This window comes from Campylobacter concisus, assembly GCF_002914005.1.
In the GTDB taxonomy this organism is placed as follows: domain Bacteria; phylum Campylobacterota; class Campylobacteria; order Campylobacterales; family Campylobacteraceae; genus Campylobacter_A; species Campylobacter_A concisus_N.
Map to the genome: position 1 here is coordinate 1 of NZ_POZU01000013.1, position 20,729 is coordinate 20,729.

A 20,729-nucleotide genomic window follows, 5' to 3' on the forward strand; every position below is an offset into this window, starting at 1 on the left:
CGTTGGTAACACGAGTTCGAGTCTCGTATGGGTCACCATTTTTCTAATTCTTTTTCTTTTTAATTTGTTACACAGAAATTTTTATAGAAAATTTATTAAAAATGTATACTTATTTGCTTAGTAAATTGCTACTAAAAACGTAAAAATTAATTTTTATAATGTTGTTTAATTAGCGTGTAGTATATGATAAATTTTTAGAAGTTAATTTACAATAAGCTAAAAATTTCTATAAATACAATAAAACACATCATATCAATATAATTAAAAGCGTTACAAGTTGTTTTTTGCTTTGATCTATTGGGCAAAAAACTTATTAAGCATTTTTAATTTTTAAGCTTATAAAACGTAAAACAGCCTACATTTGTTAATAAAGAAAGATGCTTAAAATTTTAAGATTATACCAGGTCTCATGCATTAAAAACACATTAAGGCTTATGATAAAATATAGCTCTTTTTATAATATAAAGAGCATTTGGTAGCAATGTAAAAAAATAATTAAATACGTAAAAAAGTTCAACTTAAATAGCAAAAATAAAGGCTAAAATTTAAGCTTAAATATAAAACTTAGCAAACAAGCTATCTCTTTGCATTTAGTTTTTACCTATCATATCAAGCTTAGCTTTGCAAGCATCTTTATACGGGCTTATAAAATTTGAGTCAGAGCACTCATTTAAATAAGGCCTAGCCAACTTAAACTGCTTTTGTCTTATATAAATTTCACTTATCAAATTTAAAGCATGTAAGCGGTCTTCTGGTTCAAGCTTCATGTTTAGTATAAATTTCGCCTCATCAAGTGCCTCACCTAGGTTATCTGTCTTTAGTGAAGCTTCTGAGTAGTTAAAATTTATCTTTGGTGAAAATGTATTTATCTTGGCTTTTGTTTGTAGCTCAAGAGCTTTTTTGGCATATGTTGTAGCGATGGCGTAGTCATTACTTTTCATCGCATAGTCGCTTATAGCTGTATATGCTTCGATAATCTTAAAGTCTTGGCCTCTTAGCTGCTCAATAGCGCTAATGGTTGAGATCGCCTCCGTAAAGCGTTTTAATGCAAGCAATGAGTAAAACCTATCAAAAAGAGATGGTGTTGGATCTGAGTATTCGACTGATGAGCCAAGTGAAAGCGCATCATTTGCAGCAATGATCGCATGCTCATAGTCTTTGTTTTTATATAAAATTTTGCTCAAATTTACCAGCCACTCAACTCTGTCTTCTAAATTTTCATCTTTTGCATGAGCTTTTGCTAACTCAAGTGCATCGTTGTAGCGAGCTGTTCTAAAGTAGCAGTTAAAAAGTTTAAACTGTGGTAATGAGATTTTATTTATATCGTAGTTTTCAAGCAAATTTATAACAGCCGTGCAATCATCTTTTATAAAATACTCTTTTGTAAGCTTTAGCGCAGCCTCATTTATCAGCTCCATTGCCTTACTTAAATTTCCATCTTTTGACATGGTTTTGTAAGATAGTGCATCGGAGAATTTGCGCTCTTTAATATCCAGCTCAAGCTCGCTTATTAGAGCCTTTTGGCTAATATTTGTTCCAGCATATTTTTCAATTAGCTCTTTATATCTTGCATGAAGTGCAGTAGCATTTTTATCCTCCTCTTCAAAGAATAACCCATCTTTTGCTTTAGTCACCTCATCGATATAATCACCATATTTAAACTCTGTCTCATATCTATTTAAGTATTCGTATGCTTTTTTCTCATCTTTTGTTTTGGCTAGATTTAGTGCTAAATTTTTTAAAGCAACTTCATAAAAATCTTTCGTTCTATCGCTATTATTTATCAAGATTTCATAAATTTTAGCAGCCACATCAGGCATATCTTTACTTACAAATGTAGTTGCAAGATTCATCGACTTTGTTGGATTATTCATAAAAAATTTTTCATTCGCATTTGCGATTTTTAGTATAAATTTCTTTGCTTCATCAAATTTTTCTTTATCAATATTTGCATCAGCTAGGCTTAGTGCTGCTCTACTTGCAAGGTCGATGTCGTTTGTGGAGTAAAGCACTTTTTCATAGTCTTTTAGCGCCTCCTTTTGTCTGCCTATTTTATAGAGATAATCAGCATAATCAAGCGCTGCAAGTTTTGTAAATTTTGAGTTTGCATGCTCTTCGTTTAAGATATCAAGCATATATTTTGCATCACTTGCGATGCTATCTTTTAGGTAGGCTCTAGCGATTAGATATAGCACTTCTGGGTAGTTTTCATCAGATGGGAATTTTCTAATCCAAGCCCTACCTTCACTTACGATATCTTTTGGCTCGATCTCTTCAAACTCATTTTTTGTCTCAAAAATTTTATCAAGAGCCCTTAGGCGAAATAGTAAAAATTCACTTGAAAAAAGGCTATTTGGATGCCTTTTTATCGCTGTTTGAGTATCTTTTACTACATTTTCATAAGCGCCCTTTTCATAAGCTCGTTTTATACTTATGTAGATATCAATATCATTACTATCAAGCCCAGCAATAGGAGCTTTGTTAAGATCAAGCGCTCCGATACTAGGATTTAACATATCTTTAAAATCAGGTTTAAAATTTAGTCCAGACTTTCTCTTGCTATTTTCACTAAGCGAAGTATCTATAATGATGCTAAAGTGTTTTGAAATGGTTGTTTTTGGGCTATCTTGTACGTTTTGACTGTTATAAAGCTCAGTTTTTATATTTAACAGTTTTGACGGTGCTTTTGGCATTATGACGATAAAAAGCTTGCCATCTTGCTTTTTATATTTTATATCCATTAATGGCAGTGTCGTGTCTTCAATTTTTGGCAAAATTTCATCATCGAGCATGCAGACATAGCGTTTGGTGTCATAGGCTAAAATTTGCTCCACGCATTCAAATTCTTGCTCATCGCTTAGCTGAAGAACGCTATAAGGTTTATCACCATTTGCGCCGCTATTTAGGCTAAGATTAAAAGCAGTTAGATAAAGCGGAAAAAATAAAATAATTAAGAGCTTTTTCATGCCACAATTATAGTTAAATTTTTTAAAATCCTGAAGCAAAGACAAAATGCTCAATAAATTCCAAAATCGCTCCAGAAAATAAAAACGAAAAGGCCGTTCCAGCTACCGCAATGCCAACAATTACTTTTAGCGCCATCGAAATATTTGCGGTGTAGAGATTTTTATCTTTTACGATCGGCTCTTTTAAAAACATAAAGACGATTAGCTTTAAATAGTAATAAATTGCAATGGCAGAATTTATCATGATTATAACACCAAGCACGATGTAATCAGACTTTATGAGCGATGAGATAAGCACCATCTTACCCCAAAATACACTAAAAGGTGGAATGCCAGCAAGGGCGATCATAAAAATTCCCATTATCACGGCGTAACTTGGCAGAATTTTAATAAGTCCTGAAAATTTCTCAAATGGGTGTTTAAAGCGTTTGTCCCAGCAGACGACATCGTCGCACCTTGCCACCCAGAGCATAGAAAACGCACCCAAATTTGCAAACAAAAACATGATCCAGTAGAAAAACAAGGCGACATTGGCTTCGTGAGAATTTGCCACAAGCGCACAAAGCACGACACCAGCGTGAGCTATGGAGCTAAAAGCAAGCATCCTTTTTACGTCTTTTTGCACTAGCGCCATAATGTTTGCAAGGCTCATAGTAAGCACGGCGATGATGTAGAGCATATCTTTTATCCACAAAATTTGCGAGCCTTCAAGCATCGCAAAAATTCTTAACGCGACGATAAATGCTGCCACCTTTGGCACGATCGACATATAGCCTGCTAGCGGGGCATTTGAGCCCTCATAAACGTCTGGGATCCATGTGTGAAAAGGTATGAGTGAGAGCTTAAAACCAATGGCAGAGGCTATGAAAACGCAGCCAAGCAAAATGATCAAATTTTGATTTAGGCTAAGATCTTTTATCACAATGCCGATACGAGCGATGTCTATTGAGTTTGTCGCTAGATAAAACATCGCTATCGCCATCGCGAAAAAGCCAGCCGATAGCGAGCCCATCGCAAAGTATTTAATGGCAGCTTCTACGCTTTTTGCCTTGTTGTGAAGGGCGATTAGGGTGTAGAGGCAAAGCGAACTGATCTCAAGGCCTAAAAAGATGATGAGTAGGTTGCTTGAGCTCACCATAAATAAAAATCCAGCGATCATAAACAAAAATAGCGCGTAGTACTCGTAAATTTTATACTCAAAATACTCTTTTGTACTAAGTGCCAGCGGTATGAAAAGGGCTGAGGCGATGAGGATGATGACTTGAGAGATGACCGAAACGCCATCAACTAAAAGCATATCCCAAAAGCTAAGACTAAGACCGTTAAAATCAAGTATTAGGCCCAAATTTACAAATATTGCGATGATACAAAATACGCAGTAGAAATTTCTTGAAAGATCTTTTTTTATGGTGCCAACGATTAAGATAAAAAGCGCAAAGATTATCATACTAAGCATCGGAGCAACCGAAGATAAAGAAATTTCTTTTAGGTCTAAAAAGGCTATTTCGTTCATAGTTTGCTCCCGCCATTTAAAGATAAAATTTTATCCTTTGTGTCGCTATCTACCGCTCTAGTTTGCATTTTATTTATTATATTTTGCACGCTTGGCTCAAGTGGTTTTAGTATCAAATTTGGAGCGACACCAAGAGCGATTATAAGTAAGCAAAGTGGTACAAGAGTGGCTAACTCTTTAAAATTTAGATCTTTTAGGCTTAAATTTTTCTCCTTGCACTCGCCAAAAAATACCCTTTTATAAAGCACCAGCATATAAACAGCGCCCACGATTATACTAAAGCCACCAAGTAGCGCAAAGAGCTTGTTTAGCTTAAAGACGCCAAGCAGGCTCAAAAACTCGCCCACAAAGCCGATAGTTAGCGGAAGGCCAATGCTTGCAAGGGTCGCTATAAAAAATATAAGCGCATACTTTGGCATCACCTTAGCAAGGCCGCCAAATTCGCAAATTTCTTTGGTGTGAGTTCTTTCATATATGACGCCAACTAGTAAAAATAGCGCACCGCTTACGATACCGTGGCTTATCATCAAAAATATTGAGCCGCCAAGACCTATCAAATTTAATGAAAAGATGCCAAGCATGATGACACCCATGTGTGAAATGGAACTATAAGCGATCACTTGCTTCATGTCGCTTTGAGCGTAGGCAACGAGGGCTGCGTAGATGATCATAATGATAGCTATGACACAAACGGCACCGCTTAAAAGTAGGCTTGCATCTGGGAAAAGCGGGAGTGAAAATCTTACAAAACCATATGTGCCCATCTTTAAAAGCACGCTAGCAAGCAGCACTGAGCCGATGGTCGGTGCCTGTCCGTGCGCATAAGGTAGCCACGTGTGAAATGGAAAAAGCGGAGTTTTCACACCAAAGGCAAAGAAAAATGCTAAAAATAGCCAAATTTGAGCATTTTCTACGATATCAAGCTTGTACCAGTCAAGCAAGCTAAAGCTAAAGGCACCACTTTTTTGGTAGCACAAATAGCCGATAAAGATGATCGCCACCAGCATAAAGACCGAGCCTAAAAATGTATAGATGAAAAATTTGATTGCAGCATAAATTCTATTTTTACTGCCAAAGGCACCGATGATGTAAAGTAGCGGTATGAGACTAAGCTCCCAAAAGCTGTAAAACAAGATCATATCAAGTGCGCTAAAGACGCCCATCATCGTGGTCTCCAAAAAGAGCACACTAATAACAAGGTGCTTTAAATTTCCATCATCGCTAAGTGCGGCGATAGAGATGAAGCTCATAAATGCACTAAGTACGATAAGTGCTAGCGAAATGGTGTCGATGCCGACAAAATAGCTGATATTTAGGCTTGGTATGAGCGAGACTTGATGCGTTAAAACAAAGTCATAACCCTGAAAATCGACATTTACGCAGATAAAAATAGCTAGCAAAAGCTCGATCAGCGCGATGCTTGCTCCATAAAATTTTATGCTTTTATTTTCTATTAAAAAGCCAAGTATTGCGCTTATTGCAGGGAAAAATATGATTACACTTAGCATTATTTGGCTCCGTTTAATAAAAATATAAAGCTTAAAAGCAAGACAAATCCTGTGACCATAAATCTAAGCATAATGCTTAAGTCGCCACTTTGCATTTTATTTGCTAAATATGCAAATTTATTTAGCGCTGTTGCGACTAGATCGACACTTTGGTCGATTATCATCTCATCAATCTTTTTACAAATTTGTGAAATTAACGTATAGCCATTTATGAAAAATTTCTCATAAAATTTTGGTATAAAGTAGGCATTTTGTAAAATTTTATAAGCTCTGCTCTCACAAATATTCTCTTTAAAAATTTCTCTTTTATAGGCAAATACAGCAAAGCCAGCGCTTGCTAGCACTAGACCAAGTGTTAAAACAAGTAAAAAAATTTCGCTACCGTGAGATAAATTTAGTGAAAAATCTTTTAAGCTTTTTTCTAAAAACTCACTAAAGTTGCTCCAAAAAAAGCCACTTATGACTGAGAGAATTCCAAGTACGCCCATGCCAGCTAGCATGTAGTTTTTGGCTTCATGTGCATGCTTCTCGCTCTTTGGCCTTGCAAAAAAGACTAGCATGACAAGTCTAAAGCTATAAAATGCCGTAAGCACCGCACCAAATAGCAAGATAGCCCACAAAATTTGATTTTCGCTGAAGGCAACCTCTAAAATTTTATCTTTAGAGAAAAAGCCAGCAAATGGATAAAATCCAGCCAGCGCGCAGCTTGCGATGATAGAAAGAACTGCAGTTGGCTTCATAAATTTATAAAGCCCACCCATTTTTTTGATATTTAGCTCGTCATTCATCGCGTGCATGACGTTGCCAGCGCATAGAAATAGAAGTGATTTGAAAAATGCGTGCGTGATAAGGTGAAAAAGTGCAATCTTATAAGCGCCAAGACCAGCGGCAACAAACATATAACCAAGCTGAGAAAGAGTCGAGTAGGCGATAATCTTTTTAAGGTCGTTATGCACTAGCGTGATACTGGCCGCAAATATCGCTACAAATGTGCCAAGATAAGCGATAAAGTGCGAGACTTCAGGTGCATTTATAAAGATAAAATTTGCACGTATCACTAGATAAACGCCAGCTGTTACCATGGTCGCTGCGTGAATAAGTGCAGAAACTGGAGTTGGCCCCTCCATGGCGTTTGCAAGCCAAGTGTGAAATGGAAACTGCGCGCTTTTACCCATGGCGCCTATAAAAAGAAGTGTGGCAATGATGCCTAAATTTAGCCCACTAAAGTCGCTTCTAGCGTTAAAAACCTCGCTAAATTTAAGCGAGCCAAAGCTATAAAATATATAAAAGATGCCAACAAGCATCGCAAGGTCAGCGACTCTATTCATTATAAAGGCCTCGTTTGCAGCGATGTTTGCGCTAGGCCTTTTATACCAAAAGCCAATGAGTAGCCACGAGCAAAGTCCAACGCCCTCCCAGCCGATAAATAGCCCTATAAAGTTATCGCTTGAGACAAGGACGTTCATGCAAAAGACAAAGAGCCCAAGATAACTAAAAAAGCGGTTAAAGCTTGCGTCATCTTTCATGTAGCCAATAGAATAGATATGCACTACACTGGCCACCACACCCACAGTGCTAAGCATAATAAGGCTAATGGCGTCAAGATAGAAGCCAAAATTTAAATCCAGACCACCAAAATTTATAAATTCTTTTAGTGATAAATTTAGCGGTTCATCTATGCCAAGACTGGCTGCTAGCATAAGTGAAGCGGTGGTGCTAATAATCATGAGAAGTGAGCAAAAAACACCAATTAGTAAATTTTTACTGCTATGTGAAAAAAGTCCAGAAACGATAAAGCTAAGCAGTGGAAAAAATAGCGAAATACAAAATAAAATCATCCCTTAGCCTTTCATATTTGTCATCGAATCTAGACTAATGCTACCAGTCTTTTTGTACCAAAGCACTAGTAAGCCAAGCCCCACAGCGACTTCACTAGCTGCGATAGCAACTATAAAAAATGCAACTATTTGCCCAGTTAGATCAAAGTGGTATTTTGAGATAGCCGCGAGTGCGATATTTGCCGAGTTTAGTAAAATTTCACTTGAGAAAAATAGCATGATCAAATTTCTTCTTCGCATTATGCCAATTAGCCCTATGACAAAGACTAGACTTGCAAGGATGAGATAGTGAGTAAGTCCTATCATAGCATCTCCTCTAGTGTATTTTGAGTATTTAGGTCTTTATGTATCAAGATAATGCCAGCAACCATTGCTATAAGAAGCATTACAGCACACATCTCAAAAGCGATTAAATACTTGCTAAAAAGCAAAATTCCAATAGCCTCGATATTGCCAAGCTCGCTAGCAATGGGACTTAATCCATCAAATTTTGCACCATAAAGAGGAGCTAAAAATATAAATATCAAAAGAAGCGCTATAAAGCTACTTAAAATATAGATAGTGATCTTTGCTTTTTTGCTACTTTTTGGCTCACACTCTTTGCTACTATCAAAAAACATCATTGCAAATGCATATAAAACGACCACAGCACCTGTGTAGACTATTATCTGTACTACGCCTAGAAATTCCGCTCCAAGTAAGAAAAATATAGCCGAGATAAAGACCATGCCAGCAGCTAGTGCAGAGACTGCATTTAGTGCGTTTTTACAAAATACACTAAAAGAAAAACTCACCAAAACCAAGGCGCTAAAAAGATAAAATGCAAAGCTCTCATACATCTTTTGCCCTTTTAAAATTTATACTACTCATCACTTTTTGTCTCATTTTCATTTATAGATGCATTTGGCGTCTTTTTGATTAAGCTATCAGCATTTTTAGGAAGCGCTCCGTATCCTTCAAACTCGCTTTGATCTTTTAAAAATTTATCTTTTGTCAAAAACTCATCTTTTGTGCCAAATATAATCCTGCTCTTGCTAGCAACTTCGTACTCTTGTCCGCAAACTATCGCAAGCTCAGGACAAACATCAGCACAAAATCCACAATAGACGCATCTACTTAAATTTATTGAGTAGCTTGTGACCTTTTTGCGTCCATCTTCGCCAAGTGAAGTCTTCATCGAAATGCAGTTGCTAACGCAAATTTTCTCACATAACCCACACCCAATGCAACGTTCATTTTCACTTTCAATAAATTTTAAAAGCTTGTGAATGCCCCTATATCTAGCATTTAGCTCCATCTTTTGCATAGGGTATTTTAAAGTATGTGACTTGCTAAAGAGCATCTGCTTTATCGTGACTTTTAGTCCGATCAAAAGATCAGGCTTAAATGTGACAGCGATGAAGTGCTTAAATTTATCAAACGCACTCTTTGGCTTTAACTTTTCATCTATTAAAATATATTTTTTCTCACTCATTATTCGCCTTAGATTAGTAGCATAAAGCCAGTGATTACGATATTTAAAATTCCAAGTGGAAGCAAAATTTTCCAGCAAAATGCACTTAATTGATCAACTCTTAAATGTGCCCATGAAGCCCTTACCCAAAGAAAAAAGAAAAAGACAACGCTTGATTTTAAGATGATCATCAAAGCGCCTGGGATAAATAAAAATTCGTTAAATCCACCTAAAAATAAAATCGTAATAATGATGCTAGCAGCGATCATATTTGTGTACTCGCCGATGAAAAACATCGCCCATCTCATGCCGCTATACTCGGTGCCATAGCCTGCCACTATCTCTGTTTCGTTTTCTGTTAAGCAAAATGGTGTTCTATTGCACTCCACAAAGCTTGCTATTAAAAAGAGTAAAAAAGCAAGGGGCTGCTTGAATATAAGCCAGCCAAAAATTCCTTTTTGATAGTTGTTTATATCCACAAGTGAGAGTGAGCTAGTTACCATTACAACGCTTAAAAGAGCCATGCCAGCGACTATTTCGAAACTAAGAAGTGAGACTACTGCGCGAGCCGCGCTAATTAGTGCAAATTTATTATAGCTAGCAAGACCTGCTGCAAGTGGAGAGAAGACGCAAACCGAAGCAACACCAGCGATGTATAAAATACCAACATTAATATCTGAGAGAATTGGACGTAATGTATGTCCAAAAATTTCAAACTCAGGCAAAAACGGCACAGGTGCAAGCGCTGCAAATGCGGCAATGGCTGATATTAGTGGAGCTATTAAAAAGATAAATTTATTCGTATTTGCTGGCACGATGTCCTCTTTTGTAAAGAGTTTTATCATGTCAGCTACTATCTGTAAAATTCCAGCAGGTCCCACCATATCAGGCCCAACGCGGCGCTGCATGTAGGCTAGTACCTTTCTCTCAGCATAAGTTGCAAGCCCTGCAAGGCTTGCCATGACGGCTAAGATGACCACGGCTTTAATGATAGTGCTTAGCACAAAAAATAGTGTTTCACTCATCTTTTGCCTTTATGATTTTAACTGCGGCGTAGCTTTTACCATTAAATATAACCCCCACATCAAGCTTGTTGTCATAATCACCTAAATACGCAGCGACTCCACCAAGCTCACTGTCAAGCTCCACGCAAATGGCAAGCTTGTGCCCATCTTTTTCTAAAATAATCGCTTCATTTTGTGAAATTTCAAATTTAGCCATAAATTCGCTACTTGCATAAAGCTTCGCTCTTTTGGCTGTTTGTGTGGCATAGTTTGCAAAAAATGATGGCAAATTTATAGGATTTACAAGGCTAACTAGAGCTTCACCATCTTTTAAATTTATGTTCTTGCTATCTTTTAAAAGTGGCTCTATATCATCATTTGGTGTGAAATTTGAAATTTCAAGCTTATAACCTCTGTGACTTGTGCCGTCGTTTACGTAAAAATTTTCTAAATCATCAAATTTAATGCCTCTATAACCCTTTTCTTTTGGTAAATTTGGCGTGTAATCAATCGTATTTTTAGCCATTAGCCCAAGTGCGTTTGCGATATCGTTTAGAAAATAACCTTTGTGCAGTATCGCCACATTTGTTGGCACTAAGGCGTTATTTATGCTTGTAAAAGTGCCCTCTTGCTGATTTAGCGCGCTAGCATCGATGTCACCTTCAAAAATACTAAATTTATAATCGCCATTTTCGTTATAGCCAAGCGTCTTACCAGGCTCTTTCTCGCTTGTAAGAGTGCAAATTTTAGCAACGCCAAGTGAGTTTGTGCGTGGTGGTATTAGCATCACACGAAACGGCGTAGCTCTTGCGATCACTCCAGTAAGTGCAGCTAGTAAATTTGCATTTTCATCTGTGTAAAAATCGCTTCCTAAAATGAGCGTAAATTTGCTTTTGTCATCACTTAAAGCCGGTATATCTAAGCCAAAATTTTCATCAAAATTTTCAAGCTTTGATGTAAGTGCGCTAGATAAATTTTTGCCCCAGTTTTTAAGCACAAAGAGTAAAATTTGCTCTAATCTTCCAGCTTCATGTGTTACGTAGATAAAATTTTTAGAATATTTTTTAACGATTTCATCGGCTATGTGATGAAAGTAAATTCCAGTTGCTTTATTCATTTTTAAAGCGTTATTTAACTTAAAGCTTGTCACTGGGCTTTCGTGTCTTAAGAAACTGCCAGCAGTGATGATAAAATCGCTATTTTTAATATCTTCATAGTCTGCGTTATACGAGCTAAGCCCGCTAAATTCGCTAAATTTATTTAAAAATTTTTGATAATTTAGCGCCTCATTATTTATTAAATTTAGATCAAATTTCTCTCTTAAACGCTCTAAAATAAGGGCCTCTTCGTTCGTGATAAAGCTATTAAATTTTATATTTTTGATCGCACCATTTTTAATATTTAAAGCAATCTCTTCAAATTTTTCTTCATTTTTACAGGCAAGCTCGTTGTGAAAGTCATAACCAAACCTAGCTGCCCCACTTACCTCACCAAATGTAAAATCATTGCTGACGCGGTAAATTTGCTTACTTCTGTCGCTAGTGCTCTTTTCTTTTACATCATAGTAAATTAGCTCGCAGTCGCTTTGATGTGGATTTGCTGCTGGGATAGGGTTTAGCTCCCAGATATTTGTGTTATATTGAAAATGCGAACTAATAAGTGCTCCAGTAGGGCAAACACTGATACACTCACCGCAAAATGAGCAGTCAAGACTCTCGCCAACGCTTGGACCTATTAAGCTTTTTTGCATCTTACTAAAAACTGCGTAGGCATCTTTTGGCATACTCTCTTTTAGCTCTTTTGGTACCTCAACACCCCTTGGTACGGTCTTTAGTGCACTCTCACCGATCCTATCTTTGCAAACAGTGACACATCTTTCGCAGACTATGCAAAGAGCTGGATCGTAGTTGATTAGCCCCCATTTTTTATGTGGTTTGTGCGTGTCAACGATGGCAAATTTTTGTTCATTTACTTTTAGATGTGTGGTTAAATTTTGTAGTTCACATTCACCGCTTTTGTCACAAACGCCACATTGAATCGGATGATTTACGCAGTAAGTCTGCATGATCGCGTTTCGCTCGGCAGCGATTTCTGGCGTGTTTGTATAAATTTGCATATCCTCTTTTGCTTTGGCATTACAGCTATAAACTACTTTGCCATTTGCCTCGACCATGCAAAGCCTACAAGCAAGAGTTGGTGAGCAGCCGCTAAGATAGCAAAGAGCTGGGATATAAATTCCATTTGCTCTTGCGATATTTAGGATGCTCTCGCCTTCATCTGCCTCTAAAATTTGATCATTTATGCTTATTTTCATTTACTAACTACTACTTGTTTAAATACGTATCCATCAAATTCTTTTACGCCAAATATCGCAACTGTGCCTTTTAGCGAATGGTCTAGTTTAAATTTTGCCTTCACACTAAAATCTTTTGCTTTAAGTTCTAGTATATCGCCATCTTTTGCCTTTGCTACGATGCCAAATTGCACGCCACCTACGATCTCATCGCTTGCACCTTTGTTTAGATAAACGACCGCTCCGTCAAAATTTTCAAGCTCTTTTAGCTCGTCTATTTTGTGATAATCATTAAATTCTTTTTTACAACCACCAGCCAAAACGACATTTTTGCCTAAAATTTCAAGTAGCCAAAAGATCGCATCTTTATCTGGATGAGTAAAAAATGAATCATCAATAACGATGTTTTTAACATCCTTTATCCACTCGCCTAGCTCTTCAAATTCCTCTTCACCAACATTGCACTCGCCGCTTATCAGCCCATCATCAAGCTCGCTAAAAAACTCATCGCAAGACAAATTTGCGTATTTGCAAAGAAGAGCTAAGACATAGCTTATTGAGCCTATTTCGCAGCGGATTAAATTTTCGCCGCCAAGCTCGCTATCTTCGATGCAAGAGATGTATTTAAACTCGTGCTCTTTTATCTTTTTTGCTAAATTTTTGTCGCTCAAGCTTAGTAAATTTGCGATGCTTAAGCTTTTGCCTGCTATTAAATCATTAAATTTCATATCTTGCCCTTTTTTATGGTTAATACCCAATCAACTTGGTTAAATTTAAGCGAATTCATCACTTTGCAGTTTAGATTATAAGCTAAATTTACAGCCTTTGCCACACCGCTAAAATCGCCTATCTCAAATAAAAATATAATCACTTCACCAGGCTCGCTAGCCTTTATCTGCTGTCCAAGAGCGCTCAAAAACTCACTCTTTAAGTGTCTAAGATCGATCCTTCTCATCTGTCGACCTCGCCTAAGATGATATTTGTGCTACCAATTATCGTAGCGACGTCAGCAACGTACTGGCCTACCAATAAATCTTCATAAATAGCGCAGTGCCAAAAGCTTGGTGTACGAATTTTTAGGCGATATGGACTTGCGCTACCGTCTGAGTTTATGTAAATTCCAAGCTCGCCTTTTGGCGACTCGCTAGCAAAGTAAATTTCACCCTTTGGTGGCTTTAGCCCCTGAGTTATTAGCACAAAATGTTGCATTAGTGAGTAGTTTTGGCTCATTATCTGCTCTTTTGAAGCGCTCACGTAATCTGGTGCATCAGCGATAATGGCAGGGCTGCTTGTCTGATACTTGCTAACACACTGCTTTAAAATTTTCACACACTCACGCATCTCTTTCATGTAAAGCAGATACCTTGCGTAGCAGTCGCCGTGTGTCGCATAAGGCACGTCAAATTCTAGCTCATCATAGATGAGATATGGCTCTTCTTTTCTTATATCACGCGCCACGCCGCTTGCTCTTAGCATGACGCCAGAGCAGCCAGTACTAAGGGCTAGTTCTTTACTAATTACGCCCACATCTACAAGCCTTGCTTGCCAAATTCTATTTTCACTTAGCAGATCTTCATAAAGTGTGATGTCGCTTGGAAATTTTTCACAAAATTTAAGCAGCTCCTCGCACCAGTCATCAGGCAGATCAAGCGGCACGCCACCGATCCTTATCGAGCTATGTGTTAGCCTTGCGCCGCAGTATTTTTCTATTAGATCAAGGACGTATTCGCGCTCTCTAAATGCATATAAAAAGACGCTCATTGCCCCCACATCAAGGGCGTGCGTAGCTAAAAATAAAAGGTGCGAGCTGATGCGGTTTAGCTCTAAAAGCATCACTCTAATAATCTGCGCACGTCTAGGCACTTCTATAGCACAAAGCTTCTCCACAGCCGCGCAAAATACGTAGTTATTCGCACTTGATGCGATGTAATCGACCCTGTCAGTTACTGGGATAAATTCCTGATAGGTCATATTTTCAGCCATCTTCTCAACGCCTCGGTGCATAAAGCCAACCTCTGGTAAGGCCCTTACGACCTTTTCGCCATCAAGCTCAAGCACAAGCTTTAACTGACCATGTGCGCTTGGGTGTTGTGGGCCAAAATTTAGTATCATCTTGCCGTCATTTTGCTCAAATTCTAAATTTTCAAAAAATGGTTTTAAGCGGTTTGGTGACTGACTCAAGGTCTTTCCTTTACTATCTGGCTCTGGCTAAATTTAGCCTTTTTGACAAATTTTACGCCGCCATCTTCTTGATACTCATACTCTTCGCTAAATGCCCTTGAAAATCCAAAGGTATCTTTCTCTTCAATATAAGCTGGATCGCGGTTCTCTTCGCCAATTTGCTCTCTAAACTCACGCCCAAAAATTTTATCCACCTCGTACCATTTGGCAGCCTCGTCGCCAGTTAGCGGATAGCTCTTTAAGAGCGGGTGTGAGTGCCAGTCATCAGGCATGATGAGACGTTTTAAATTTGGATGATCTTTAATGAGAACGCCGCTTAAATCATACATCTCGCGCTCAGCCCAGTTTGCGCTTTTGTAAAGCTTGCAAACACTTTTTAGCATTTCATCTTTTTTTACAAAGCATTTTACACGAGCGCGTCTATTTTTACTAATGCTAAGAAGCTGATAAAAGACCTCATATCCGCCTTTTGCACTTATAAAATCAAGTGCTGCAAGCTCACTAAGCTGTTCGTAACCAAAAGATTTTAATACTTCAAGCGCTTTAAAATTTTCACTAGAATTTATATAAATTACAAGTTGATCAAACTCCACGTAGCTAGATAAAATTTCTACTCCGTTTTGCTCTAAGATGGCTAGCTCCTCATCAAATTTAGAACCTCTTACCTCATCTTTTGGCGTCTGCTTTTCTATATAAAATTTCTCTTTGTAATACTGCTTTTTTTGCAGATCATTATTTGACTTATACTCTCTCATATCTCGAGCTTTCTTGGCTTTTGCGCCCTAAATGCACTTTGTTTTCTTATCTTTTTTTGAAGCATCATAAGTGCATATTGAAGCGTCTCTGGGCGAGGAGCACAGCCTGGGATGTAGATATCAACTGGTATTATTCTATCGACACCTTGAACGGTTGAATAGGTGTTAAACATGCCACCAGTGTTTGCGCAGCTACCCATCGAGATGACCCACTTTGGCTCAGGCATCTGGTCGTAAAGGCGCCTTGTAAATTCTGCGTGTTTTTTAGTTAGCGTGCCAGCTATGATCATCACCTCTGAGTGTCTTGGACTGGCGCGAAATATGGTGCCGAATCTATCAAAGTCATACCTACTAGCTCCGCTTGCCATCATCTCGATCGCACAGCAAGCAAGTCCATAACTAAGAGCCCAAAGCGAGTTGCTCCTACCCCACTGCACGAGTTTATCAACGGTTGTTAAAACGACTGGCAAGCCACCATTTGCAGCGTAATTTATCTGATGCTTTGCCATTTAAAGACTCCTTTTTGCCAAGCATAAGCAAAGCCGATAAGTAAAATCGTCACAAAAAGCAACATTTCGATTAGTCCAAAAATTCCAAGTAGCCTAAAATCCACCGCCCACGGATACATAAAGATGACCTCAACGTCAAATAAAATAAATAAAATTCCATAAAAAAAGTAGTGGATATTTATCTTATTTGGCTGTTTTACGGTGGTTGGACCACACTCGTAAAAGCCAAGTTTTAGACGCTGGGTATTGCGGTTGGCTAATTTTTTACTTATTTTTGAAGATAAGAATGTTATTAAACAAAATGAACAAGTCGCTAGTAAAAGTATGATAAATGCACCAAAATAGGTACTTTCAAGCTCTGAATGTGACATACTTTGCCTTTTTTAATTTTTAAGATTCTACTAAATTTAAATTTATTTGAGCTTGAAATGGCTTAAGAGTAGGGTGAGTATTGTGCTTTTGTGTAAAAATTACTCCTATTTTATCTTCTCAACTGCATCTTTTGCAGCACTTATTCGCTCGCTCTCATCTAGCTCACGCACAAAGCCATCTTTTACTAAGATGATCCTAGTTGCTACATCAAAGTAACTATCATCGTGGCTAACAGCGATTATGCTGATGCCCTTACTTTGTAAAAACGGCAAAATTTCTTTATAAAATTTTCGCTTAAAGAGCGGATCTTGATCGGCCGCCCATTCATCTAGGATAAGGATAGAGCGGTGCTCTAATATGGCTATTAGTAGGCTTAGACGCTTTCGCTGACCGGTTGAGAGTTGCGTGGTACTAAGCTTATTATCTATGACACTTACTTTTTTGTCGATCTCAAGTAAGGCTAAAAGCTCGTCTATTTCGCTTTGGCTAGCAAAGCCATTATGAGAGAGCGTTTGCGAAAATAGATAAAAATCGGCAAAAATAGCGCTAATCTTTGCCTGATAGCTTTGTAAATTTCCTTCATCTATCTTTGTGCTATCAAGGTAAATTTCACCACTACTTGGGCGCATAAGGCCACAAAGTAAATTTATAAGCGTACTTTTGCCACTGCCATTTTTACCGATAATAAATGTTATCTCACCGCGTTTGATCTCTAAATTTACGTCTTTTAGGCAAAATTTGCCGTGAGTGTAGTTGAAATTTATATCTTTTAGTTTTATGCTTTGCCAATTATCGCTTAGGCTATCGTCAAATTTAAAGCCTTCCTTAAATTTATTTAGATTTAAGCTCGTGATCTTTTCTAAACTCACTTTTGCGCTAAGTGCGGTTGGTATGGAGCCAACCATACTCATAAATGAGCCTCTTAAAAATAGTATCGTTAGGCTAATGCTTAGTGCTGTTTGCATGCTCGCCCAGTCAAATGCTACGCACAAAAATACACAAAGTCCAACTGAGCCAAGAAGCATAATATTTGTAAAATTATCACTTAATGCGTGATAAATATCGGCTTTTACCATATTTTGACGTTTTTTATCGCCTGTAAAATTTAACTCATCAAAGCAGACACTTGCCCTTGCTCTATTTAAACTAAGCTCTCTATGCCCCTCTACGATATCGTCGTAGTGCTTTTGCAATGCGTCATCTTGAACTCTAGAATACTTAAAATAAAGATGAATTTTTTTCATAAAAAGCGTATTTATAAAAAGAGTCGCACCGATCCAAACGGATAAAAAGATAAAAATTTTTGGAGCGATTACACAAAGATAGATGCTGGCACAGACGATAAAAACTAGGCTTTGTATAAAACCAGTAGCACTCATAAAAGCAAATGTGATCGTTTTTATGTCATTGTTTAGACTAGCTATGATCTTTGCCTTGCCGATCTCATTTATCACGCTATTTGGCGTATCTAAAATTTGCTTTACACTTTGATATCTTAGCTCGTAGATAAATTTATGTCCAAAATTTGTAAGCGATATATTTGCGGCGATGGCGCTTATAAAAAATAAAAGTAAGACTACTATAAATTTAATTGCAAGAATCGGGTCAAATTCTTTTAAGCTTACAAGCTCATTATTTATAAATGAAAGAGTCCAGACGCCAAGCCCGCTAAATACGAGTGTTAATAACACTATTTTAGAAATTTGATAGATATTTTTTTTAATTAAATTTGCAAGCATTACATCGCAGCTCGTGGCTGAATGATATTTGGCTCATACTTTTGTTCAGTATTTTCGCTCATTATGCGAAGCACCTTACTTCGTTTTATCTTAGCATCATCTTTAAATATCGCACGCACTTTGTCCATACCAGCGTAAAAATCACGCATAAGCACGATGCAGATATATTTGCCAAAAAATGTCGGCTTAATAATGCCATTTTCTTCATATACCGCATTTACAAGCTTAAGCAAGCTAAGCTCCATAAATAAGACCTTGTTGATGTTTGTGTTATTTTCGTCATTATATCTTTTAATATCAACTCCACCATCAAAAAGCCTTGTTAAAAACGTGTATTTAAGTCGCTCTTTCTTGCTAAAACCACATTTTGCGATGACTGGGCTTTGCCTATTTTTTATCCTTTTGCCGTATTCAAGTAGATTAAACGCATTTATTACAAGCTCACCGTTAAGAAAGCTAAATGCTCCGCTACCAACGCCAAGATACTCTAAATTTGAGCCAACATATTCGTCGCGAAGGTCAGCACTTTTTTCGTTTGAAAACGCCCAAGCATTGCTCTGCTTGTATCCGCCCTTAGCAAATTCACTCACGATGATCTCGTAAAATTCACGCTCGTTATCTACGTTTGAAACGCCAAGCGAGCGAGCTATATTCTCTCTTGTTAGCTCTGATTTCATGAGTGGATAGAAGGTGATTTGTTGTGGAGAGATCGATTTCGCAGTATTTATGTCGTTTATGAGCTGCTCTTTTGTTTGATTTGGCAGGTTAAAGATGAGATCGAGGCTAATGACTGGGATCTTGCCAAGAGCAAGCTCAAGCTTTCTTTTTACCTCCTTGGCTGAGCCAAATTTTTCATATCTGCCAACTCTCTTTAACGTTTCATCATCAAAGCTTTGTACGCCAACGCTTAAGCGATCAATTAATCCATCAAATCTAGCTAAACTCTCGGGTGAGATGTGATTTGGATCGCTTTCTGCTGAAATTTCATCTATACTAAAAAGCTCTTTTGCAAGCTTAAGCGTTTTCTCAAGCTCAGGTTCATTTATAAGCGTCGTGCCACCGCCAACATAAAGTGAATCAAAGTCAAACCCAGCCTCTTTAACCTGCCTCATCTCTTCACGTAAATTTTCAAAGTAAACTTTTGCAAGTTCTTGCTCATAGTGGTACTTATGAAACGAGCAATATGGACAGAATGTGTGACAAAATGGCACGTGCGCGTAGAGCATATACTTTTTGTCTTTTTTTGGAGTTTTGGTGTAGGTTGTGGTTAAAATGTCTATATTAAATTCATTATATAGTGATCTTTGAATAGAATTATGAGCGTAATTTATGGCAAAATTCTCGACAATATTTTTAAAGATCATAACTAATCGCCTTAAATAAGTTTGGTTTTAAATTAATGTGTTAGGATAGCTAACTTTTAATAAATTTAGCCTTGCATCGGTATAAAAATTTAGTAAAAGATGAAACTCACTTAAGGCTTTTGCTTATAAAAACACACTATTTTTAGTATTTGGCTTAGTTTTTAATAATCACCTTAAGTGATAAATTTAATATCTTACTTCTTGGCCCTTGAGATGATTTTGCTCGAGTCAAGCTCAAATCTTATTTTCTCATTTTTTCACAATCTATTGTTTCCAAATAATAAAATTTACCAAGTGTTGATAGGGCTTTGATGTTATAAAGTTTTACAATATTGCTTCTACATTCTATTTCATAATAGGTATTACTTTTATCAGGCTCTTTATCTTTACTGTAAATTTGAAATGGTAAAGCACCTAGCGTACTTTTTTCAATAGATAAATATTTAAATTCAACATTTGTCATCCCAAGCCTATTTGCGATCGCCCCTAAAAGAAAGCAAGATAAAATCGCAATTATTATAATTGATACAGTCATTACGAAGACTATATATTCATTTTTTTTATAAAAATATTCCAAACCTTTAAAATAGACCAGTGTTACAATACAAAATGCAATCATCACCAACAAGAACTCTTCTATAAGATCATAATTTATAGGTAGCTCTTTTTTAAGAATAAAAATTAAAGTAAAACATATAAGCACCAATACTACAATAGCTGCAACTACTGCCATAGTAAAGCAAAAAAAGAGTGATCTTTTGTATTTATATCAAAATAAATTATAAGAAATAAGTAAATAGAAGAAACAACTAAAGAAATAATAAGTAAATCAATAAGCATTATTTTGTTTGCAACAATAGTATTTAATGCTGCCATGCAAACTACTGCCAGAAAAGGAAGTAGACAAAATCCAAAGTAAAACATCCAGGTTTTATCTTTTTTATTTTCATAGTAGCCTGGATAAATCAGACAAGGAAATATAATAGCAAGCGAAAAAAAAGTCGATATAAAAAAGAATGATACACCAACGTATGCTACATCTGCTCCACCTAAATCTAGAAAATATTTTACCTTAATCCCAAAATATGCAAAATAATAGATCATACCAACCAAACTAATGCCAGATAGTATTAATGGATGAAATTTTAATAAAGTACTTACAAGAATTTCATTTGTAAATTCTGGCTTATCTTTTTCTTTCATTAGTTCTAAAATTTCTTGATAACTCAAATTT

At 37.0% G+C, this 20,729-nt stretch carries 19 protein-coding genes; all 19 read right to left on the reverse strand.

From position 1 onward, the window contains the following. Positions 1 to 590: 590 nt before the first annotated feature. The 19 genes from CYP54_RS01770 to CYP54_RS01860 all read right to left on the reverse strand — a co-directional run bounded on the left by CYP54_RS01770 (position 591) and on the right by CYP54_RS01860 (position 20,725). A complete protein-coding gene (locus CYP54_RS01770; protein WP_181001494.1) occupies positions 591 to 3,020 on the reverse strand; it encodes a tetratricopeptide repeat protein in 2,430 nt (809 codons plus the stop codon). Next, positions 2,989 to 4,479 (reverse strand): NADH-quinone oxidoreductase subunit NuoN, encoded by a 1,491-nt coding sequence (gene nuoN / locus CYP54_RS01775; RefSeq protein WP_103603966.1) that lies wholly within the window; start codon positions 4,477 to 4,479, stop codon positions 2,989 to 2,991. The genes CYP54_RS01770 and nuoN overlap by 32 nt, the downstream gene beginning before the upstream one ends. Beyond that, a complete protein-coding gene (locus CYP54_RS01780) occupies positions 4,476 to 5,987 on the reverse strand; it encodes an NADH-quinone oxidoreductase subunit M (protein WP_103603967.1) in 1,512 nt (503 codons plus the stop codon). Before CYP54_RS01780 ends, nuoN begins: the two co-directional genes overlap by 4 nt. Further along, complete coding sequence (gene nuoL, locus CYP54_RS01785) at positions 5,987 to 7,825, reverse strand: NADH-quinone oxidoreductase subunit L (protein ID WP_103603968.1); 1,839 nt, start codon at positions 7,823 to 7,825, stop codon at positions 5,987 to 5,989. Before nuoL ends, CYP54_RS01780 begins: the two co-directional genes overlap by 1 nt. A gap of 3 nt (positions 7,826 to 7,828) precedes the next feature. Further along, positions 7,829 to 8,131: an NADH-quinone oxidoreductase subunit NuoK gene (nuoK, locus tag CYP54_RS01790; RefSeq protein WP_085657926.1), complete on the reverse strand. Its 303-nt coding sequence runs from the start codon at positions 8,129 to 8,131 to the stop codon at positions 7,829 to 7,831. Continuing rightward, positions 8,128 to 8,664 (reverse strand): NADH-quinone oxidoreductase subunit J, encoded by a 537-nt coding sequence (locus tag CYP54_RS01795; protein WP_103603969.1) that lies wholly within the window; start codon positions 8,662 to 8,664, stop codon positions 8,128 to 8,130. Before CYP54_RS01795 ends, nuoK begins: the two co-directional genes overlap by 4 nt. A 23-nt stretch (positions 8,665 to 8,687) precedes the next feature. After that, positions 8,688 to 9,299: an NADH-quinone oxidoreductase subunit NuoI gene (gene nuoI, locus CYP54_RS01800; protein ID WP_103603970.1), complete on the reverse strand. Its 612-nt coding sequence runs from the start codon at positions 9,297 to 9,299 to the stop codon at positions 8,688 to 8,690. Between the two features lie 8 nt (positions 9,300 to 9,307). Beyond that, entirely contained in the window at positions 9,308 to 10,303 is a 996-nt protein-coding gene (nuoH, locus tag CYP54_RS01805; protein WP_103603971.1) for an NADH-quinone oxidoreductase subunit NuoH, read from the reverse strand. Beyond that, a complete protein-coding gene (locus tag CYP54_RS01810) occupies positions 10,296 to 12,596 on the reverse strand; it encodes an NADH-quinone oxidoreductase subunit G (protein WP_103603972.1) in 2,301 nt (766 codons plus the stop codon). Before CYP54_RS01810 ends, nuoH begins: the two co-directional genes overlap by 8 nt. Next, the gene (locus CYP54_RS01815; protein WP_103603973.1) at positions 12,593 to 13,303 is read right to left on the reverse strand and encodes a hypothetical protein; all 711 of its coding nucleotides are present in this window, start codon (positions 13,301 to 13,303) and stop codon (positions 12,593 to 12,595) included. Before CYP54_RS01815 ends, CYP54_RS01810 begins: the two co-directional genes overlap by 4 nt. Beyond that, positions 13,300 to 13,530, reverse strand: coding sequence for an NADH-ubiquinone oxidoreductase subunit E family protein (locus tag CYP54_RS01820; RefSeq protein ID WP_103603974.1), 231 nt, complete (start codon positions 13,528 to 13,530; stop codon positions 13,300 to 13,302). The genes CYP54_RS01815 and CYP54_RS01820 overlap by 4 nt, the downstream gene beginning before the upstream one ends. Then, positions 13,527 to 14,756, reverse strand: a complete 1,230-nt coding sequence (gene nuoD, locus CYP54_RS01825) for an NADH dehydrogenase (quinone) subunit D (protein WP_103603975.1) — start codon at positions 14,754 to 14,756, stop codon at positions 13,527 to 13,529. The genes CYP54_RS01820 and nuoD overlap by 4 nt, the downstream gene beginning before the upstream one ends. Next, a complete protein-coding gene (locus CYP54_RS01830; protein ID WP_103603976.1) occupies positions 14,753 to 15,511 on the reverse strand; it encodes an NADH-quinone oxidoreductase subunit C in 759 nt (252 codons plus the stop codon). Before CYP54_RS01830 ends, nuoD begins: the two co-directional genes overlap by 4 nt. Next, positions 15,508 to 16,020 (reverse strand): NuoB/complex I 20 kDa subunit family protein, encoded by a 513-nt coding sequence (gene nuoB / locus CYP54_RS01835; RefSeq protein ID WP_012001120.1) that lies wholly within the window; start codon positions 16,018 to 16,020, stop codon positions 15,508 to 15,510. Before nuoB ends, CYP54_RS01830 begins: the two co-directional genes overlap by 4 nt. Then, on the reverse strand, positions 16,002 to 16,391 hold the full coding sequence (locus CYP54_RS01840) for an NAD(P)H-quinone oxidoreductase subunit 3 (RefSeq protein WP_103603977.1): 390 nt from the start codon (positions 16,389 to 16,391) through the stop codon (positions 16,002 to 16,004). The genes nuoB and CYP54_RS01840 overlap by 19 nt, the downstream gene beginning before the upstream one ends. Positions 16,392 to 16,496: 105 nt before the next feature. Beyond that, a complete protein-coding gene (locus CYP54_RS01845; protein WP_103603978.1) occupies positions 16,497 to 18,131 on the reverse strand; it encodes a multidrug ABC transporter permease/ATP-binding protein in 1,635 nt (544 codons plus the stop codon). Continuing rightward, positions 18,131 to 19,495, reverse strand: a complete 1,365-nt coding sequence (locus CYP54_RS01850; protein WP_103603979.1) for a coproporphyrinogen III oxidase family protein — start codon at positions 19,493 to 19,495, stop codon at positions 18,131 to 18,133. The genes CYP54_RS01845 and CYP54_RS01850 overlap by 1 nt, the downstream gene beginning before the upstream one ends. 241 nt (positions 19,496 to 19,736) lie before the next feature. After that, a complete protein-coding gene (locus tag CYP54_RS01855) occupies positions 19,737 to 20,228 on the reverse strand; it encodes a hypothetical protein (protein WP_103603980.1) in 492 nt (163 codons plus the stop codon). Then, on the reverse strand, positions 20,219 to 20,725 hold the full coding sequence (locus CYP54_RS01860) for a hypothetical protein (protein WP_103603981.1): 507 nt from the start codon (positions 20,723 to 20,725) through the stop codon (positions 20,219 to 20,221). Before CYP54_RS01860 ends, CYP54_RS01855 begins: the two co-directional genes overlap by 10 nt. Between the last annotated feature and the right edge of the window lie 4 nt (positions 20,726 to 20,729).

What these genes read in the sequence shown, in the direction of transcription:
- nuoN (WP_103603966.1), bottom strand. Translation starts at nt 4,479, where the DNA reads ATGAACGAAATAGCCTTTTTAGACCTAAAAGAAATTTCTTTATCTTCG.
- CYP54_RS01780 (WP_103603967.1), bottom strand. Translation starts at nt 5,987, where the DNA reads ATGCTAAGTGTAATCATATTTTTCCCTGCAATAAGCGCAATACTTGGC.
- nuoL (WP_103603968.1), bottom strand. Translation starts at nt 7,825, where the DNA reads ATGATTTTATTTTGTATTTCGCTATTTTTTCCACTGCTTAGCTTTATC.
- nuoK (WP_085657926.1), bottom strand. Translation starts at nt 8,131, where the DNA reads ATGATAGGACTTACTCACTATCTCATCCTTGCAAGTCTAGTCTTTGTC.
- CYP54_RS01795 (WP_103603969.1), bottom strand. Translation starts at nt 8,664, where the DNA reads ATGTATGAGAGCTTTGCATTTTATCTTTTTAGCGCCTTGGTTTTGGTG.
- nuoI (WP_103603970.1), bottom strand. Translation starts at nt 9,299, where the DNA reads ATGAGTGAGAAAAAATATATTTTAATAGATGAAAAGTTAAAGCCAAAG.
- nuoH (WP_103603971.1), bottom strand. Translation starts at nt 10,303, where the DNA reads ATGAGTGAAACACTATTTTTTGTGCTAAGCACTATCATTAAAGCCGTG.
- CYP54_RS01810 (WP_103603972.1), bottom strand. Translation starts at nt 12,596, where the DNA reads ATGAAAATAAGCATAAATGATCAAATTTTAGAGGCAGATGAAGGCGAG.
- CYP54_RS01815 (WP_103603973.1), bottom strand. Translation starts at nt 13,303, where the DNA reads ATGAAATTTAATGATTTAATAGCAGGCAAAAGCTTAAGCATCGCAAAT.
- CYP54_RS01820 (WP_103603974.1), bottom strand. Translation starts at nt 13,530, where the DNA reads ATGAGAAGGATCGATCTTAGACACTTAAAGAGTGAGTTTTTGAGCGCT.
- CYP54_RS01830 (WP_103603976.1), bottom strand. Translation starts at nt 15,511, where the DNA reads ATGAGAGAGTATAAGTCAAATAATGATCTGCAAAAAAAGCAGTATTAC.
- nuoB (WP_012001120.1), bottom strand. Translation starts at nt 16,020, where the DNA reads ATGGCAAAGCATCAGATAAATTACGCTGCAAATGGTGGCTTGCCAGTC.
- CYP54_RS01840 (WP_103603977.1), bottom strand. Translation starts at nt 16,391, where the DNA reads ATGTCACATTCAGAGCTTGAAAGTACCTATTTTGGTGCATTTATCATA.
- CYP54_RS01845 (WP_103603978.1), bottom strand. Translation starts at nt 18,131, where the DNA reads ATGCTTGCAAATTTAATTAAAAAAAATATCTATCAAATTTCTAAAATA.
- CYP54_RS01850 (WP_103603979.1), bottom strand. Translation starts at nt 19,495, where the DNA reads ATGATCTTTAAAAATATTGTCGAGAATTTTGCCATAAATTACGCTCAT.
- CYP54_RS01855 (WP_103603980.1), bottom strand. Translation starts at nt 20,228, where the DNA reads ATGGCAGTAGTTGCAGCTATTGTAGTATTGGTGCTTATATGTTTTACT.